This window comes from Rhizobium sp. Pop5, from assembly GCF_024721175.1.
Taxonomy (GTDB): domain Bacteria; phylum Pseudomonadota; class Alphaproteobacteria; order Rhizobiales; family Rhizobiaceae; genus Rhizobium.
Window position 1 is genome coordinate 374,305 of the sequence record NZ_CP099399.1, and the last position, 16,823, is coordinate 391,127.

Here is a 16,823-nt window from a genome sequence, read left to right on the forward strand (position 1 = left end):
ATGAAGAGCTCATTTATTTCAAGTTCGGCCATCCAGAACGCAATGCGGCTGACGATCCGTCAGGCGCAGAACCAGATGACCAAGGCGTCGACGGAAGCGACGACGGGAGTCTATGCGGATATCGGCGTCTCCCTTGGCGGCAGTGCCGCCAGGAGCGTGGACTTCAATCGCGAGGTCGACAGGATAGACTCGATCAAGTCGAGCAATTCGCTCGTCAACGCGCGCATGGAATCCTCGCAACTCGGCCTTTCCAAGATGAAAGACGTCGGCGACGGCCTCGTTTCGAAGCTGACGGCGCTTCAGGGCAGCCACGATCCCGGCAGCATCACCGTCGCCATCCAGTCGGCGACGAGCGCCTTGTCCACCATGATGGATACAGCCAACACCATGGTGAACGGCGAATATCTCTTCTCCGGTATAAACACTGACGTGCAGCCGCTGACCGACAAGACGGCGGCAACGAGCGCGGCCATCGTTACGGCGCTGAACACTTATGCGACGGGTCTTGGCAAGCCGGTCAACCAGCTGACCGGCGCTGAAATGGACACCTTCATCACCACGCAGGTCGAGCCGATGTTCAGCCAGGCCAACTGGACCAACGCGGCGACTGGCTGGTCGCAGGCTTCGAACCAGAACATGACGAGCCGCATCAGCAATTCGGAAGTGATCGAATCCTCGACCAATGCCAATTCCGAAGGCATGCGCTATTTCGCTCTCGCCTCGGTCATGACCTCGGCATTGCTGGGGCAGAATCTCAGCGCCGATGCGATGGGCAAGGTCTCCAGCAAGGCGATTAGCTATACGACCAAGGCGACCAGTGGCCTCGTGACGCAGGCAAGCCAGCTTGGCCTTTCCCAGGAGCGCGTCAAGAAGTCGAACGACGCTCTCGATGCCCAGTCCAACATCATCAAGAACAAGCTCGTCGATCTCCAGGGCGTCGATCCTTACGAAGCTTCGACCCTTGTCAAGACTTTGGAAACGCAGCTTGAAACCGCTTACACGATCGTTTCGAAGATCCAGCAGTTGAGTCTCGTAAATTACCTTTGATGATCAAAGGCGCGCAATAAAGAAGGATGCATGAATGTATCAGTTCTCATATGCCGAAGTCATGCAAGACTCGGTGGCCGACGCGAAAGAGCGGGAATGGCAGGTTCTTGACCGGTCCATAGAACTGCTGTCGTTGGCGCGCGACAAGGAAAAATACGGCCGGGAAGCCATTGAAGCCCTCTATTATACGCGCCGGGTATGGATCAGCTTCATCGAGGATCTGAAACATCCCGACAATCAGCTGGAGATCGAGCTCAGGGCCAACCTCATCTCGATCGCGATCTGGATACTGAAGGAATGCGACAGGATCAGAAAACGTCTGTCTAATAACTACCAGGGCATCATCGACGTTACCACCATCATCAGGGATGGACTTAAATGAAAAGCACACTTCGCATTTCTCTGAAAGCCGGAGAAAGAATCTTCATCAACGGCGCCGTCCTGCGTGTCGACCGCAAGGTCGCGCTGGAATTCCTGAATGATGTGACGTTCCTTCTCGAAAACCACGTCCTCCAGCCGGAAGGCGCCACGACGCCGCTGCGCCAGCTTTATTTCATCGCGCAGATGATCCTCATCAACCCCGAGGGCAAGGACCACTCGACGGCGATGTTCCGCAAGTCGATCACCATGCTGCTCACCTGCTTCAAGAACGAAGAGATCCTCGCCGAACTGAAGCGCATCGATGCGCTCGTCTCGACGGGCCGCGCTTTTGATGCGCTCAAGGCCATCCGCGGTCTCTACTCGATCGAAGACAGTATCCTCAACAACCACGAGCTGCCACCGACGATGGTCGAGCAGATTCGCAGGGAGATCGCACCATGGCGGTAGATGCAACGTCGAAGGTGAACAGTTCGACGACGACGGGGTCGACGGACACGGCCCAGAAGAAGGCGACGCTGAACTACGACAACTTTCTTCAGCTGCTCATCGCGCAGATGAAGAACCAGGACCCGACCGATCCGATGAAGGCGAGCGAGCAGGTGGCGCAGCTTGCGACCTTCTCGCAGGTCGAGCAGACTGTCCAAACCAATACCAAGCTGGACACCCTTCTGGCGAGCTCGAGCCTCACCCAGGCCAGCAGCTATGTCGGCAAGTACATGGAAAGTGCCGACGGCACCGTCAAAGGCGTCATCGATTCCGTCAAGGTTTATTCCGACGGCATCATTGCGACCACCGAGAATGGCGGTAAGATACTCGTGCAGGCGGGAATCACCGTTGCCGACAAGGCTCCGAGCAGCAGTTCCTGATGCAAGCGGCGCCGACACGCCGCTTTGATGCCAACAATCGCGGCCTGGCCAAGGCGGGGCCGCTTCAAGGCGATATGAGGTTGCCTTTCGATGAACGAAGCTGATGCATTGGATCTGTTCCAGGCCGCGATCTGGACCGTGCTGATCGCCGCCGGTCCCGCCGTCATCGCCGCGATGGTGGTGGGCCTCGTCATCGCCTTGATCCAGGCGCTGACCCAGGTCCAGGAAGCGACGCTAACCTTCGTGCCGAAGATCGTCGCAGTGCTTGTTACGGTTGGCGTCACCGCCCCCTTTGTCGGTTCGCAGATTTCCATTTTCACCAATCTGGTCTTCTCGCGCATCCAGTCCGGCTTCTGAGCCACCTTCGCGCAAGCTTCGCCATTTAACTCTCGATCCGAATTGGGCGGACCCATGTCCGCCTCCTCTCATGAAGAGACGGAATCGTTATGGCGCAACCACCTGCACTACCCCTTCCGAAAGTCGCCCCGAGCCTGCGCGATATCGGTTTTGCCCTCGGCATCATCGGCATCATCTGCATTCTCTTCCTGCCGATTCCGCCGTTCCTGATCGATATGGGACTGGCCTTCTCGATCGCCTTCTCGGTGTTGATCCTGATGGTGGCGCTGTGGATTCAGAAGCCGCTCGATTTCTCGTCCTTCCCGACCATTCTGCTGATCGCGACGATGACCCGCCTGGCGCTGAACATCGCGACGACGCGCGTCATCCTGTCTCATGGCAATGAAGGTCACGACGCAGCCGGCGGCGTCATTGCCGGTTTCGCAAGCCTTGTCATGTCCGGCGATTTCGTCATCGGTCTGATCGTCTTTCTGATCCTCATCACCATCAACTTCATCGTCATCACCAAGGGCGCCACGCGTATCGCCGAAGTGGGCGCGCGTTTCACCTTGGACGCCATCCCGGGCAAGCAGATGTCGATCGACGCCGATCTCTCGGCCGGCATCATCGACGAGAAGGAAGCCCAGCGCCGGCGCAGGGAGCTCGAAGAGGAAAGCTCCTTCTTCGGTGCGATGGACGGTGCGTCGAAGTTCGTGCGCGGCGATGCCGTCGCCGGCCTCATCATCACCGCCATCAATGTCTTCGGCGGCATCATCATCGGCTATTTCCGCCACGGCATGCCGATCGGCGAAGCGGCCGACGTCTTCGTCAAGCTCTCCGTCGGCGACGGCCTCGTCTCACAGATGCCGGCCCTCATCGTCTCGCTCGCCGCCGGCCTTCTCGTCTCGCGCGGCGGCACCACCGGCTCCACCGACCAGGCGGTCGTCAACCAGTTGAGCGGTTATCCCCGCGCGCTCTCCGTCTCGGCCGTGCTGATGTTTGTCCTGGCCTTGATGCCGGGTCTGCCGTTTGTCCCCTTCGTGATCCTCGGCAGCCTTCTCGCCTTCGGCGCCTGGTTCATCCCGCGTCAGGTCGAGGCTGAAAACAAGCTTCGCCGCGAGCAGGAGGAAAAGAAGGTCGTCCAGAGCAAGGAGCTGGAAAAGGACTCCGTCAAATCGGTGCTTCGCACCTCGGAGATCGAGCTGGCGCTCGGCAAGATGGTCTCGACGCGCCTGCTCGGCGCCCACCAGGAGCTTGCCTTCCGCGTCGGCAAGATGCGCAAGAAGTTCGCCACGCAATACGGCTTCGTCGTGCCCGAGATCAAGGTGACGGACGATATCGCCATCGCCGAGAAGTCCTACCAGATCCGCATCCACGGCACGACGGTCGCTTCCAACCTGCTGCGTGTCGGCGAAGTCCTCGTCGTGACCGGCGCCGGCCGCCGGCCGAGCATTCCGGGTGACGAAATTCGCGAACCCGCTTTCGGCATGCCGGCCGTCTCGATCCTCGAAAACTTCGCCGACGATCTGAAGCGCGAAGGCTTCCAGCCGATCGACAACGTCTCCGTCGTGCTCACTCATATGAGCGAGGTCATCCGCAACAACCTGCCGCAGCTTCTCTCCTACAAGGACGTCAAGGTGCTGATCGATCGGCTCGACCCCGAATACAAGAAGCTCGCCGACGAGATCTGCTCGTCGCACATGTCCTATTCGGGTCTGCAGGCGGTGCTGAAACTGCTGCTTGCCGAGCGCGTCTCGATCCGCAACCTTCACCTCATTCTCGAAGCGGTTGCCGAGCTCGCTCCGCATGTCAGGAAGACCGAGCAGATCGTGGAGCATGTCCGCATCCGAATGGCGCAGCAGCTCTGCGGCGACTTGGCCGACAACGGCGTGCTGCGCGTGCTGAGGCTCGGCAGCAAGTGGGATCTTGCCTTCCATCAGGCGCTGAAGCGTGACAACAAGGGCGAGGTGATCGAATTCGACATCGACCCCCGAAGCCTGGAGGAGTTCAGCGAACAGGCAACCAAAGTTATCCGTGAGTTCATGGATCGCGGCCTGCCATTCGCACTTGTCACCTCGCCGGAAACACGCTCCTATGTGCGCATGATCATCGAACGGCTGTTCGCCACGCTGCCGGTCCTGTCGCATGTCGAACTGGCCAAGGGCATCGAGATAAAGATTTTGGGCTCTATTTCATGATAACAGACCCGCAAGGGACCGTTCTCGCGCTGTTTCTGGTTTTCTGCCGGATCGGCGGCTGTGTGCTGGCTCTTCCGGGTTTTTCCTCGGCGCGCGTGCCCGAACAGCTGCGCGTCTTCATCGCCGGCGCGCTCTCGATCGCCGTCATGCCGCTGCTTTGGGACACCGTCTATCCGGCCGTTCATACGGGAGCCGGAACCTATATCGGCCTGATCTTCACCGAATCACTGGTCGGCGTGATGTACGGGATGCTGGCGAGAATCTATACGCTCGGCATGCAGTTCGCCGCCTCGATCCTCGCCACCATGGTCGGTTATACCCAGCCGGGCACCGCCGACGTCATCGAAGACACGCCGGAGACCAGTCTTTCGGCCTTCGTCACCTTCGCCGGCATCATGGTTCTCTTCATCATGGATTTCCATCACATCGTCTTCCGCGCGCTGATCGATTCCTACACGACCATGCCCTTTGGTGGCCTTGTGCAGATGCGCTCGACGCTGATCTCCTTCACTGACACGCTGGAACAGACCACCTACATCATGCTGCGGCTCTCGAGCCCCTTCCTGATCTACGGCCTGATCTTCAACGTCTCGATCGGCTTCATCAACAAGCTGGCGCCGCAGATCCCGGTCTACTTCATTTCCACACCCTATCTGCTGATGGGCGGGCTCTTCCTGATCTATTTCTCGATTGCGGCGATGGTCAGCCAGTTCGGCCAGTCCTTCGGCTCGATCTACATCGGGCGATGAGGCAGATATGATCGACAAGAACCGCTCCCAGAAACTCAAGCGTCTCATGTCGGTCCAGCGTCATATCGAAAGGATGGCTGAGAACGACCTGGCCGAAACCAGCCGCCAGCGCGTCGAGGTCAATGCGGCGATGGACGACGTCATCGTCGCGCTCGGGTCGATGGATCCCGTCCATCATGCCTTTTCGCAGAATTACGCCGACCGATTCGGCAGGCTCTCCATCAAGGACCAGCAGCTGACCGGCATGCAGCAGGTTCATGAGATGCGGCTGATGCGCGAGCGCGCCAAGGCCGATCGCCTGGAAGAAGGCATGAAGGAAGCTCTGGAAGCCGAGCGTCGCGAGGCCGACGACAATGCCGTCTACGATGTAATCGATCAACAATTCGCAACGCCAGCCTCCAGCAAGCTTCAAAAACCATAGTCGTTACGATCTTAAATTAGAGGATTGTAACGTGGCTATTTCGCCCCCCAGTGATCTGGTCCTGGACGTTGTCAAAGCTGCCGACCCCACCGAGGTTCAGGCGGCCCAGGAAAAATTGAAGGCAAATCGCGCGGCCTTTGCCGCAACGAGCCTCGCCGAGAATGGCAAGGGCTTCTCCAACACGGTCGATGTTCTCGACCATGTCGGCCAGAAGAGCGGCCTTTCCAACATCCAGAACCGCACCAAGACCGAGGACGTTCCGGAAAGCTACCGGAAGTTCGAGGCCATGGTGCTGCAGAATTTCGTCAAGTCCATGCTGCCGAGCGAAAGCGAAGACGTCTACGGCAAGGGCGCGACCGGCGATATCTGGAAGGGCATGATGGCCGAGCAGCTCGGCAACACCATGGCCAAGGGCGACGGCATCGGCATCGCCAAGCAGATGTACAGCGAGCAGCTGCGCCGGCAGGAAGGTAAGATCGTCAACGCTTCGACCGATGATCACGACCGCAACACCGCGCTCAGCATGATCGACGACTTCCAGCGCAAAACCTTTGGCACGCCGACCGCCGAAGCCAAGACCGCAAGCGACGCATAACCGAGGGTAAGATGGAAATAGTTTCGAACGAATACAGGATCAAATCCGTTCTCGGACGCCTCGAGATGATCATCGACAATGAGAACACCCGGATCGGCAGCGATCCGCAGTTCGATCTCAAGGTCTCCAACGCGCACAAGAGCCGTTGCCTCTACGAGCTGTCGATGCTGTTTCGCGATACCGATCCGGCCGAGCTTGCCGCTGCTCATCTCGATCAGCTGCACGGCTTGAAGAAAAAGCTGGTTCTCAATGCCCGTCGTGTTGAGGCCCATCTCGAAGCGGTTCGCGCCGTGGCCGACCTCCTGAAGAATGCGGTTCAGGACGCCGATGCCGACGGCACTTATTCCCAGGAACAATTCGCCTCGCGTGGAAACTGATGATCAAGCTCGTCCTCACCGGTATCTGGGTTTGCGCCATCACCTTGGCATCGGTCTATTTTTCGGTGTACCTGGCGACCGCGCCGGCGCCGGCGGCAACGGATTCCAAGCAAAGCGCGCTGGAACTGGTGAAGGGTGAAACGATCACGGTGCCGATCATCGGCGACGGCGCGATCACCGGTTACTTCCTCGGCCGCGTTTCGTTCATGATGAACAAGGAGATGCTGAAAGGTGTGACGCTGCCGCTGACCGAGATGACGACGGACGAGCTCTTCAGCCTGCTCGTCGGCAACAAGATGGTCGATATCGCCCACATCAAATCCTTTGACCCGAAGGCCTTCCGCGAGGAGGTCAAGAAAGGCATGAACGAGCGTCTCGGCGGCGAATATGTCGCAGAAGTGATGCTGGAGCAGCTCGACTATCTCTCCAAGGAAGACGTCAAGGAAAACTCCTCCGGCAAGCCTACGAAGTTGGGCACACCGGTGAAGATCGTCGAGACCGCGCCGGCCGGCGAGGCTCCGGCGCCGGCCGCTCATTAATTCGTATAGGATCATCCATGACAACGGCGCCCGAGGGCGCCGTTTGTCGTTGGGGCGCGTGGTTAATAAACCACTTATGCGAGCATCGAAATCCAAGCCATTTTCCTAAGGGTTGTTTGAAACCCGCCTGCTATAACCGGCTCACAGCTTGGCATGGGCTGCCTTCCGGATGGGAGCAGCGCCGTCCGGTGCGACGCGACCGGTCCTTTCGAGACCTCCGGTGCGGAAATATGGGCTTGTTTTCCGGGATGTCGGGGCATGAAGCACCCACGGCAGGAGGTTGGAATGAATCTGATTGCAAACTTCGCGGTGCTCGCATCGCGGCGGACGATCTTCGATCTGCCGGTCTGTGATCTCGGCTGGGACGACGCCCTCGTTTTCATCAACGAACTGGCTTCCATCCCCGTCGGCCAGACCGTGGTTTGCTTCGTCAACGCCCACAACATGCTGACGGCGCTGCGCGACGATGAATATTACCGCATCATGTCGCACAATCTGGTGCTGCCGGATGGCATCGGCCTCAACATCGCCTCGCAGATCTCTCATGGTGGGCCGTTTCCCGCCAACCTGAACGGCACTGATTTTGTGCCGGCCTTCCTGACGTTCATGGAGGTTCCGCGCCGCATCGGCCTGATCGGCGGCACGCGCTCGGTCGTCGAGGCGGCGGCGGAAAATTTCCGCAAGCATACGCCCTGGCACGAATTCGTCGTCGTTTCCGATGGATATTTCGACAAGGTCAATTCCGACCCGGTCATCGAAGAGATCGAGCGCCAGAAGCTCGATATTCTGATCGTCGGTATGGGAACGCCGCTGCAGGAGAAATGGGTCCACGACAACATCCGCGCCGATCATGCGCGCCTGGTGCTGACGGTGGGCGCGCTTTTCGACTTCGTCTCCGGCGCCGTCCCGCGCGCCCCGAAGACGGTGCGGATGATGCGCATGGAGTGGGCCTATCGCCTTGTTCAGGAGCCGGCGCGCCTCTGGCGCCGTTACATCATCGGCATCCCGGTCTTTCTCTATCATGTCCTGCGCTATCGCTTCCGCCGGCGCGAAAGGATTATGAGCCATCCCGAAGAGCAGGTCGGCGCAGTGCAGCCGCCGCGGGTGGATCGTAGGAAGGCAAGCTGAGCCAGAAGCATGTTGTGCGAAAATACGCGGCTTTGCAGTTTCTTGCCGGCCACGGTTAACCATTTCTTTGCCATGAATATTTAGAGTGGCTTAATCATCTGCATTTCGTGCGGATGAGCGAACTCGGCCATCATGTGCATGAGATGTGGCGCAAATGTACGATATCAGGGCCAGAAGCAGCTTCCACGATCGCGCAGCCGCTGCGCCGCGCACCCATGAAGATTCCCCTCGATTGTCCCGATCGAACCGGCGTGATGTCGCGCCGCCCGAGGCCGAACTGCTGCGCGCCATCGGCCGCGCCCTGGAAGAGCAACGCGAAAGGGCGGCACGCACGGCGCCGCTGGTCGACCGTATCGAAACCATCCTCGGCAATCGCCTGCACGCTGCCAACGACGTCGGCTCTTGTCTTCAGCCCGAGCCCCTGCAGTATGAAGAGCCGATCGCACCGGCCGACGAGCCGGCGGTCGAACCAGGGGTCGCCATTCATAAAGAAACTGCTCCGCGCCGGACCGCAGCGCCGCAGCGCAGCACGCGCCGGATCGGTCTTGCTGCGGTAGTTGCCATGACGACGATCATCGGTGCCGGCTTGCCGATATTGATGCCGGCTTCGCCGGCTCTCTACCGCGCGGAGACAATGCTCGCGGTGAAGACGGATGCCGCAAGCCGCGCAGCCTTTACGCAGGCTGCGGCAAAGGGGCTGCTGTCGGCGCGGACGGTCGCTTCGACAGTCGCCGCCCTGAAGCTTGATCACGATACCGAATTTGCCGGCACCAGCGCCAGTGCGCTTGGCGTCGCGCTCGACCTCCTCTCGGCGACCGGCGCTGCCGCCGATTCCGCGTCCCGGGCCGAGGCGACGCTGAAACATGCTGTCGAGATAGTGCCCGACGCCGCCGCTGGCACGATCCTCGTGAGGGTGACGTCCGGCGACAGCGCCAAGTCGATGCGTATTGCCGCAAAGTTGGCCGAAGCGGTTTCCACGGGGGATGGCTCCGGCGGGAATGCTGAAGCAAGCACTGCCCTGCGCAAGGCCTATGACGACGCCAAGGCCGAGCTTGCCGCCTTCACGGGCAAAAGCGGCGAGGGCAACGTCAAGGTGGCTATTGATCTTCGCCGCCAGCTCGACGGGCTCGATGCCGATCTCAAGGAGGCCGATCAGAATATCCTCAGCGCCAAGGCGCAGGCAGACCGGCTGAAGGCCGCAAAACTCGCCGAGGTGCTCGACGGTTCGCTGCCCTCGGATATGCTGTCGCCCGCGCTGCAGGACTGGCGTGATAAATATGCCGTCGCCAAGACGGCGCTCGCGCAGCTTTCCGCCGACCTCGGCCCGCGCCATCCGCGCCTCTTACAACAGCAGGCCGAAGCCGACGGTCTAAAGGAAAATATGGGCAAGGAGCTTGTCCGTCTTGCCCAGGCAGCCAACGCTGCCGCCAAGGCCGCCGTCGATGCCCGCAAGGGTCTGAATGATCGCCGTAACACGCTGATCGCCCAGAGCCGGGATACAGGCGTCGACTTGTCGCGGCTGACGGAGCTGCGCGAAAAGGCGAATGCCGCGCGCTCGCGCCTGGAGGACGCAACGCCCGCAGCGGCGGAAACAACGACTGACGGTCGTATCGTCCTCCTTAAGCCGGCTCTGGCAACTGCGGTATCGGGAACAGATGGGATGACCGGCCGCTTGCTGGCCGGTGCAGCGGCGGGTCTTGCGATAGGCCTTGCCGTGGCTTTCCTGCTGCGGCTGCGCAGGCCCGCCCCCGCTCCCGCAAAGAGGGAGATGCCGCTGCCCTTGCCGCAGGCCGCATTGCCGTCGACGCATGCGCAGGATCCCGCGCCGACCGACGAGATGGAAGCGTTGCGCTCCGAGATCTCCGGCCTGCGCGACAGGCTTCGCGTTCACGCGCTCGAAACGCGCCAGCCGCTGCGCTGAGCGAACATTTCCTTGCAATTTTGATATTGCCTTGCCGGTTTCGGACAGGATAGGGCGTTAGCGGGCGATTGAGGCCCGCCGACTATCCATAGATTGACCGGAAACAGGGCGGAGAGACGCGCGTGACGACAGTAATCGACGGCAAGCTTGTTGCTGCATCCATAATCGCGACGGTGAAGGCTGCAACGGCGGCGCTGGAAAAGAGCAGCGGCGTGACCACCGGCCTTGCGGTCATCATCGTCGGCGACGATCCGGCAAGCCATGCCTATGTCGGCTCCAAGAGCCGCATGGCCAAGGAGTGCGGCTTCAAGTCCGTCCAGCATACGCTGCCGGCCGACACCAGGCAGGAGGAGCTCGCAGCCCTCGTCGCCAGCCTCAACGCCGATCCGTCGATCCACGGCGTCCTGGTGCAGCTGCCGCTGCCGAAGCCGCTCGACAGCGAACCGATCATCCAGTCGATCCTGCCGGAAAAGGATGTCGACGGATTGAGTGTCGTCAATGCCGGCAAGCTTGCCACCGGCGATCTGAAGACCGGGCTGGTCTCCTGCACGCCGGCCGGCGCCATGGTCTTCGTCCGCCGCACCCATGGCGAGGATCTCTCCGGCCTCAACGCCGTCGTCATCGGCCGTTCCAACCTGTTCGGCAAACCGATGGCGCAATTGCTGCTCAATGCCAATGCGACGGTGACGATCGCTCACTCGAGAACGAAGAACCTCGCCGAGGTCTGCCGCAATGCCGATATTCTGGTGGCCGCCGTCGGCCGGCCGGAGATGGTGAAGGCCGACTGGGTCAAGCCCGGTGCGACGGTCATCGATGTCGGCATCAACCGTGTGGCCGCACCCGACAAGGGCGAGGGCAAGACCCGGCTGGTCGGCGACGTCGCCTTCCGCGAAGTCTGCGAAGTCGCCAGCACCATCACCCCGGTTCCCGGCGGCGTCGGCCCGATGACCATCGCCATGCTGATGGCCAATACCGTCATCGCCGCCCATCGCACTGCCGGGCAGACCCCACCGAAGTTTTGATTATGGCCGCTGCGGGGCAGGGCCGGTCGAGGCCCTGACGATCAGCTCGGTCCTCCAAAGCTCCTGGTCGGGGAAGGGCCCGGCCTGTTTCACCGTTCCGATCAGCCGCTGGGCGATGCGCACGCCTGCCGCCCGCAATGAAGAGCGCGTCGTCGTCAGCGGCACCGAGAAGCTTTCCGGCTTCAGCAGCGGCAGCACATCGTCATGAGCGATCAGCGAAATATCCTCGCCGAGCCGCAATCCCGCCTGATTGACGGCGCGGATCGCGCCGAGCGCCAGCACGGTGCTGGAACAGAGGATCGCGGTCGGCCGGTCCGGCAGCTGCAGGAAGCGTTCCATCGCCAGCAGGCCTTGCTCATCGGTCATGAGCGCGTGGCTTACGCAGTCCTCGTCGAGAGTCAGTCCGCGTTCGGCAAGGGCTGACATGACGCCGTTTCTCCTGCGGATGGCGAAATCGAGATGCAGCGGGCCGTTCATCAGTGCAAAGCGCGTATGGCCGAGCTGCAGCAGCAGCCGCGTCGCATCGTAGAAGGCTCCCTCGTTGTCGATATCCAGAAAGGGATAGTCCGGCTCTGACCCGAAAGAGCGGCCGTGCACGACATAGGGCATCGAGAGCGACTTCAGCATGGGAAGCCGCGGATCGTGTCCACGCATATAGGCGACGAACAGAGCATCGACATTGCCGCTGATCGCAAGGCGCCGGAGCGCGGCCACCTCATCGTCGGGATCGGCCGGCATGATGACGAAGTGGAAGTCGTGGCGCACGGACTCCTCGCCGAGCCCGGCCAGGAATTCGCCGAAATGCACGTCGGACTGATGGCCGGGCGCCGTTGGCATGACGAGGCCGATCGAGCCGGCCTTGCCGGTCGCGAGCCGCTGCGCCGCCTTGTTCGGCCGGTATCCGGTTTCCTTGACAGCCTGGAGCACGCGCTCACGGGTCGCCTCATTGACCTCGGGATAGCCGTTGAGCGCCCGGCTCACCGTCGTCTGCGAAAGTCCCAGCAATTCCGATAGCTGTTTGAGATTCACCTGCTGTGCTTCCTCCCGGCTCGCCCGAGCTTGAGGGTCAGCTGCCTCCCGCTGCCCAAAGCGCTTTCAATTATGTATCATTTGGCGCGCTTGACTCAAGAAAAATCGCTCCATATTTCCCAATAGGCGTTGTCGAGCGGCGCCGGCGCATCGGCCTGAAATTCGGAATAGCCTTTCAGAAATCGCAATACGCAGAATCAATGAGTTACAGCATTCCTTGTGCGTCCGCGAGGACGCATGACATTCCAAGCTGCATGTTTATAGCGAGTTTTCGTGAAATGACTTGACTCCATTCCACCGAAAGTGGAATGAGTGAAGGTGTCAAAGCGCTTTGAAATTTCCTTTTGGAGGAATTCGGCGTGGGTTGGGATTGTGATGGGAGGATGATCACATGAAAAAGTCATTTTTGATGAGCGTTGCCGTGGCGGCGCTTTTTGCCGGTGCTGCATCCGCGGCCGATCTGAAATTTGCGCCGGGACAGGATTCCAAGTTCAACTGGAAAAGCTATGACGAGTTCAAGGCTGCCCATGCCGACCTGAAGGGCGAGCCGCTGACGATCTTCGGACCGTGGCGCGGCGAAGACGAGGCGTTCTTCCTGAGCGTTCTCGCCTATTTCACCGAAGCGACCGGCGTCGATGCGAAATACTCCTCTTCCGAAAACTACGAACAGCAGATCGTCATCGATACGCAGGCAGGTTCGCCGCCGAACATTGCCGTTCTGCCGCAGCCGGGTCTCCTGGCCGATCTCGCCGGCAAGGGCTTCCTCACGCCGCTCGGCGACGAAAACTCCAAGTGGATCAAGGATAATTACGGCGCCGGCGACAGCTGGGTCGGTTACGGCACCTACAAGGGCAAGGATGGCAAGGAATCCTTCTACGCTTTCCCCTACAAGGCCGACGTAAAATCACTCGTCTGGTATGTACCGGAAAACTTCGAGGAAGCCGGCTACAAGATCCCGACGACCATGGAGGAGCTGCATGCCCTGACCGACCAGATCGTCAAGGACGGCGGCGTTCCCTGGTGCATCGGTCTCGGCTCTGGCGGCGCCACTGGCTGGCCGGCGACCGACTGGGTCGAGGACATCATGCTGCGCACCCAGCCGCCGGAAGCCTATGACAAGTGGACGACCAACGACCTGAAATTCACCGATCCGGCCGTCGTTGCCGCGATCGACGAATTCGGCAAGTTCGCCAAGAACGAGAAATATGTAAATGGCGGTGTCGCAGCCGTGGCCTCGACCGATTTCCGCGACAGCCCGAAGGGCCTCTTCACCGTTCCGCCGAAGTGCTACCTGCACCATCAGGCCTCGTTCATCCCGTCCTTCTTCCCTGAGGGCACGAAGCTCGGACAGGATGCCGACTTCTTCTACATGCCGACCTATGCTTCGCATCCCGAACTCGGCAAGCCGGTGCTCGGCGCGGGCACGCTCGTCTCGATCACCAAGGATCTGAAGACGGCCCGTGCCTTCATCGACTTCCTGAAGACCCCGATCGCGCATGAGGTCTGGATGGCGCAGTCGAGCTTCCTGACGCCTTACAAGGGCGTGAGCACCGAGGCCTATGCCAACCCGCAGATGAAGAAGGAAGGCGAGATCCTGACGTCGGCCACCACCTTCCGCTTCGACGGTTCGGACCTGATGCCCGGCAAGATCGGCGCCGGGGCCTTCTGGACCGGCATGGTCGATTTCGTCGGCGGCAAGTCCGCTCAGGACGCAGCAGCCGAAATCCAGAGCGCCTGGGACGGCATCAAGTAATCTTCAAAATTATGCCGCCGGCTTGCCGGCGGCATGGCTTGCATGACTGGCCGGGCTCGAGGAAAGCTCGGCCATAGCAGGATGAAGTATGTCGCGCAAAACTGTGCTGCGGTCTTGCGATCACGACATGCGCAAAACCAAAGACCTGAAGCGCAGGACGCGTTTCAGTGCGGTCAAGTGGGCAAGCATATTGACGGTGACCGGCCTTGACCCGTCAGAACAAAAGCCGGCCGGAATGATCAGGGGAAGCAGGGGAGGGACGAAATGCTGTTGCAGATTGTGTCCGCTTTGGGCGTCGTGGTTGGAGCCGTTATCGTGTGCTCGGCCTATTTCTTTTTCTCGAATATGATTCTCGATCTCGCATTGCCGGTGAGGGATGGTGATATCCGTCAGGCTTCGCGCAATCTGAACCGGCGCGCGATGATCCGCCCGTGGCTGTTCCTCGGTCCGGCGCTTTTCCTGCTGGTCGTCTATCTCGTCTATCCCGTCGTCGCGACCTTCGTTCTCTCTTTCTACGACCGCGCCGGGCTGCAGTTCGTCGGCCTTGCCAATTACAAGTGGGCCATCGGCGACCGCGAATTCCGCCAGTCGATCTTCAACAACATCCTCTGGCTCGCCGTCGTGCCGGCTGCCTGCACGTTCTTCGGCCTCGTCATTGCTGTGATGACCGACCGGATCTGGTGGGGCAATATCGCCAAGAGCATCGTCTTCATGCCGATGGCGATCTCCTTTGTCGGCGCTTCCGTCATCTGGAAGTTCATCTACGAGTATCGCGGCGGCAACGACGTTCAGATCGGCCTGCTGAACGCCATCGTCCAGCTGTTCGGCGGCACGCCGGAGGTGTGGATATCCGTTCCCTTCTGGAACAATTTCTTCCTGATGGTCATCCTGATCTGGATCCAGACGGGTTTTGCCATGGTCATCCTGTCGGCTGCGCTGCGCGGCATTCCCGAGGAGACGATCGAAGCCGCCGTCATCGACGGCGCCAACGGTTGGCAGATCTTCTGGCGCATCATGGTGCCGCAAGTCTGGGGCACCATCGCCGTCGTCTGGACGACGATCACCATTCTCGTGCTCAAGGTCTTCGATATCGTGCTGACCATGACCAACGGCCAGTGGCAGACGATGGTGCTGGCGAACCTGATGTTCAACTGGCTGTTCCGCGGCGGCGGCGACTCCGGCCGAAGCGCCGTCATCGCCATCATCATCATGCTCGCCGTCACGCCAATCATGGTGTGGAACGTGCGCCGCGCCAATCGCGAACTGAAGGGCCACTGAGATGACCGCTGCTGGAAGCTACTTCAAGATCGGCCCCGCCCGTCTCTTCGTTCACCTCGCCGTTCTCTTGATCGTCATCGTCTGGCTCATCCCGACGCTCGGCATCTTCGTCAGCGCGCTGCGCGACAAGGACCAGATCGTCGTTTCCGGCTGGTGGACGTCCTTCGTCGGTTCGACTCAGACCGTCGCCGTCCGCTTGGGCACGCCGGACCAGCAAAAGCAGGAAGGCGCCATCTACGTCATTTCGGGCAATGTGCTGGAAGGACAGGGCGGCCGCGCGGTGAAGGCCTTCGGCAATCGCGTGCAGCAGCCGGCTGCCTTCAAGGCCGGCGAAACCGCTGATCTCGGCGACGGCGAAACGCTGCAGATCAACAGCGACGGTAGCTATCGCTACATGAAGGGCACGGCCTTTTCGCCCGACGAGCGGCCGCGGCGCATCTATGTTTCCGTCTCCGCGCCGCCGGAATTCACCGTGCAGAACTATCACACCGTTCTGACGGGCGAGGGTATCGGTCAGTCCTTCATCAATTCGCTGACCGTGACGATCCCCGCGACGATCATCCCGATCCTGATTGCCGCTTTTGCTGCCTATGCCCTGAGCTGGATGGAGTTTCCAGGCCGGGCGCTGCTGATTGCGCTTGTCGTCGGCCTGATCGTCGTGCCGCTGCAGATGTCGCTGATCCCGCTGCTGCGTCTCTATAACGAGATCGGCACCATGCTCGGCCAGCCGTCGAAGACCTATCCCGGCATCTGGCTGGCCCACACCGCTTTCGGCATGCCGCTCGCCATCTTTCTCCTGCGGGCCTATATCGCAGGCCTCCCAAGGGAGATCATCGAATCCGCCCGCGTCGACGGCGCAAGCGATTTCGAGATATTCACCCGCATCGTTTTGCCTCTGTCCTTCCCGGCGCTCGCCTCCTTCGCCATCTTCCAGTTCCTATGGGTGTGGAACGACCTGCTCGTCGCCATGGTCTTTCTCGGCACCGACAAGGATCACCTCGTGCTGACCGGCAGCCTGAACGCGCTGCTCGGCTCGCGCGGCGGCAATTGGGAGATTTTGACGGCGTCAGCCTTCGTCACCATCGTCGTGCCGCTGCTCGTCTTCTTCGGGCTCCAGCGTTATCTGGTGCGCGGTCTGCTGGCGGGCTCGGTCAAGGGCGGCTGACCATTTCCAAACGTGACT

General features: G+C 60.6%; 18 protein-coding genes. 17 read left to right on the forward strand and 1 reads right to left on the reverse strand.

The annotated features are described in order from the left end of the window. The 14 genes from NE852_RS04060 (at position 1) to folD (ending at position 11,580) form a co-directional block, all read left to right on the forward strand. Positions 1-1,047, forward strand: coding sequence for a flagellar hook-associated family protein (locus NE852_RS04060; RefSeq protein ID WP_008523676.1), 1,047 nt, complete (start codon positions 1-3; stop codon positions 1,045-1,047). Between the two features lie 34 nt (positions 1,048-1,081). Next, positions 1,082-1,429 carry a flagellar biosynthesis regulator FlaF gene (gene flaF / locus NE852_RS04065; RefSeq protein ID WP_008523673.1) on the forward strand — a complete coding sequence of 116 codons (348 nt, stop codon included), beginning with the start codon at positions 1,082-1,084 and terminating at the stop codon, positions 1,427-1,429. Further along, on the forward strand, positions 1,426-1,875 hold the full coding sequence (gene flbT / locus NE852_RS04070) for a flagellar biosynthesis repressor FlbT (protein WP_008523671.1): 450 nt from the start codon (positions 1,426-1,428) through the stop codon (positions 1,873-1,875). Before flaF ends, flbT begins: the two co-directional genes overlap by 4 nt. Further along, positions 1,866-2,294: a flagellar hook assembly protein FlgD gene (gene flgD, locus NE852_RS04075; protein WP_008523669.1), complete on the forward strand. Its 429-nt coding sequence runs from the start codon at positions 1,866-1,868 to the stop codon at positions 2,292-2,294. The genes flbT and flgD overlap by 10 nt, the downstream gene beginning before the upstream one ends. Before the next feature lie 90 nt (positions 2,295-2,384). After that, the gene (fliQ, locus tag NE852_RS04080; protein WP_126919948.1) at positions 2,385-2,651 is read left to right on the forward strand and encodes a flagellar biosynthesis protein FliQ; all 267 of its coding nucleotides are present in this window, start codon (positions 2,385-2,387) and stop codon (positions 2,649-2,651) included. Positions 2,652-2,740: 89 nt separating this feature from the next. After that, the gene (gene flhA / locus NE852_RS04085; protein WP_008523653.1) at positions 2,741-4,828 is read left to right on the forward strand and encodes a flagellar biosynthesis protein FlhA; all 2,088 of its coding nucleotides are present in this window, start codon (positions 2,741-2,743) and stop codon (positions 4,826-4,828) included. After that, complete coding sequence (locus NE852_RS04090; RefSeq protein WP_008523651.1) at positions 4,825-5,577, forward strand: flagellar biosynthetic protein FliR; 753 nt, start codon at positions 4,825-4,827, stop codon at positions 5,575-5,577. The genes flhA and NE852_RS04090 overlap by 4 nt, the downstream gene beginning before the upstream one ends. Positions 5,578-5,584: 7 nt before the next feature. Beyond that, positions 5,585-5,998: a hypothetical protein gene (locus NE852_RS04095; protein ID WP_258156209.1), complete on the forward strand. Its 414-nt coding sequence runs from the start codon at positions 5,585-5,587 to the stop codon at positions 5,996-5,998. A 31-nt stretch (positions 5,999-6,029) separates the two neighbouring features. Beyond that, positions 6,030-6,593, forward strand: a complete 564-nt coding sequence (locus NE852_RS04100; RefSeq protein WP_008523637.1) for a rod-binding protein — start codon at positions 6,030-6,032, stop codon at positions 6,591-6,593. An 11-nt stretch (positions 6,594-6,604) separates the two neighbouring features. After that, positions 6,605-6,970: a hypothetical protein gene (locus NE852_RS04105; protein ID WP_097619885.1), complete on the forward strand. Its 366-nt coding sequence runs from the start codon at positions 6,605-6,607 to the stop codon at positions 6,968-6,970. After that, positions 6,970-7,509: a hypothetical protein gene (locus NE852_RS04110; protein WP_258156210.1), complete on the forward strand. Its 540-nt coding sequence runs from the start codon at positions 6,970-6,972 to the stop codon at positions 7,507-7,509. Before NE852_RS04105 ends, NE852_RS04110 begins: the two co-directional genes overlap by 1 nt. A 285-nt stretch (positions 7,510-7,794) precedes the next feature. Continuing rightward, a complete protein-coding gene (locus NE852_RS04115) occupies positions 7,795-8,637 on the forward strand; it encodes a WecB/TagA/CpsF family glycosyltransferase (protein WP_008523628.1) in 843 nt (280 codons plus the stop codon). Between the two features lie 154 nt (positions 8,638-8,791). Beyond that, positions 8,792-10,558: a succinoglycan biosynthesis protein exop gene (locus NE852_RS04120; protein WP_258156211.1), complete on the forward strand. Its 1,767-nt coding sequence runs from the start codon at positions 8,792-8,794 to the stop codon at positions 10,556-10,558. A 122-nt stretch (positions 10,559-10,680) separates the two neighbouring features. Next, positions 10,681-11,580 carry a bifunctional methylenetetrahydrofolate dehydrogenase/methenyltetrahydrofolate cyclohydrolase FolD gene (gene folD / locus NE852_RS04125; RefSeq protein ID WP_258156212.1) on the forward strand — a complete coding sequence of 300 codons (900 nt, stop codon included), beginning with the start codon at positions 10,681-10,683 and terminating at the stop codon, positions 11,578-11,580. Here folD and NE852_RS04130 read toward each other — a convergent pair whose 3' ends face one another. Further along, positions 11,581-12,609 carry a LacI family DNA-binding transcriptional regulator gene (locus NE852_RS04130; RefSeq protein ID WP_008523618.1) on the reverse strand — a complete coding sequence of 343 codons (1,029 nt, stop codon included), beginning with the start codon at positions 12,607-12,609 and terminating at the stop codon, positions 11,581-11,583. A 391-nt stretch (positions 12,610-13,000) separates the two neighbouring features. On the opposite strand from NE852_RS04130, the gene NE852_RS04135 reads away from it, so the two are divergent. The 3 genes from NE852_RS04135 (at position 13,001) to NE852_RS04145 (ending at position 16,805) form a co-directional block, all read left to right on the forward strand. Continuing rightward, a complete protein-coding gene (locus tag NE852_RS04135) occupies positions 13,001-14,362 on the forward strand; it encodes an ABC transporter substrate-binding protein (protein WP_258156213.1) in 1,362 nt (453 codons plus the stop codon). A 264-nt stretch (positions 14,363-14,626) separates the two neighbouring features. Then, complete coding sequence (locus NE852_RS04140) at positions 14,627-15,640, forward strand: carbohydrate ABC transporter permease (protein ID WP_008523616.1); 1,014 nt, start codon at positions 14,627-14,629, stop codon at positions 15,638-15,640. A gap of 1 nt (position 15,641) precedes the next feature. After that, positions 15,642-16,805, forward strand: coding sequence for a carbohydrate ABC transporter permease (locus NE852_RS04145; RefSeq protein ID WP_008523615.1), 1,164 nt, complete (start codon positions 15,642-15,644; stop codon positions 16,803-16,805). Positions 16,806-16,823 lie beyond the last annotated feature (18 nt).

What these genes read in the sequence shown, in the direction of transcription:
- NE852_RS04060 (WP_008523676.1), top strand. Translation starts at nt 1, where the DNA reads ATGAAGAGCTCATTTATTTCAAGTTCGGCCATCCAGAACGCAATGCGG.
- flaF (WP_008523673.1), top strand. Translation starts at nt 1,082, where the DNA reads ATGTATCAGTTCTCATATGCCGAAGTCATGCAAGACTCGGTGGCCGAC.
- flbT (WP_008523671.1), top strand. Translation starts at nt 1,426, where the DNA reads ATGAAAAGCACACTTCGCATTTCTCTGAAAGCCGGAGAAAGAATCTTC.
- flgD (WP_008523669.1), top strand. Translation starts at nt 1,866, where the DNA reads ATGGCGGTAGATGCAACGTCGAAGGTGAACAGTTCGACGACGACGGGG.
- fliQ (WP_126919948.1), top strand. Translation starts at nt 2,385, where the DNA reads ATGAACGAAGCTGATGCATTGGATCTGTTCCAGGCCGCGATCTGGACC.
- flhA (WP_008523653.1), top strand. Translation starts at nt 2,741, where the DNA reads ATGGCGCAACCACCTGCACTACCCCTTCCGAAAGTCGCCCCGAGCCTG.
- NE852_RS04090 (WP_008523651.1), top strand. Translation starts at nt 4,825, where the DNA reads ATGATAACAGACCCGCAAGGGACCGTTCTCGCGCTGTTTCTGGTTTTC.
- NE852_RS04095 (WP_258156209.1), top strand. Translation starts at nt 5,585, where the DNA reads ATGATCGACAAGAACCGCTCCCAGAAACTCAAGCGTCTCATGTCGGTC.
- NE852_RS04105 (WP_097619885.1), top strand. Translation starts at nt 6,605, where the DNA reads ATGGAAATAGTTTCGAACGAATACAGGATCAAATCCGTTCTCGGACGC.
- NE852_RS04110 (WP_258156210.1), top strand. Translation starts at nt 6,970, where the DNA reads ATGATCAAGCTCGTCCTCACCGGTATCTGGGTTTGCGCCATCACCTTG.
- NE852_RS04115 (WP_008523628.1), top strand. Translation starts at nt 7,795, where the DNA reads ATGAATCTGATTGCAAACTTCGCGGTGCTCGCATCGCGGCGGACGATC.
- NE852_RS04120 (WP_258156211.1), top strand. Translation starts at nt 8,792, where the DNA reads ATGTACGATATCAGGGCCAGAAGCAGCTTCCACGATCGCGCAGCCGCT.
- NE852_RS04135 (WP_258156213.1), top strand. Translation starts at nt 13,001, where the DNA reads ATGAAAAAGTCATTTTTGATGAGCGTTGCCGTGGCGGCGCTTTTTGCC.
- NE852_RS04140 (WP_008523616.1), top strand. Translation starts at nt 14,627, where the DNA reads ATGCTGTTGCAGATTGTGTCCGCTTTGGGCGTCGTGGTTGGAGCCGTT.
- NE852_RS04145 (WP_008523615.1), top strand. Translation starts at nt 15,642, where the DNA reads ATGACCGCTGCTGGAAGCTACTTCAAGATCGGCCCCGCCCGTCTCTTC.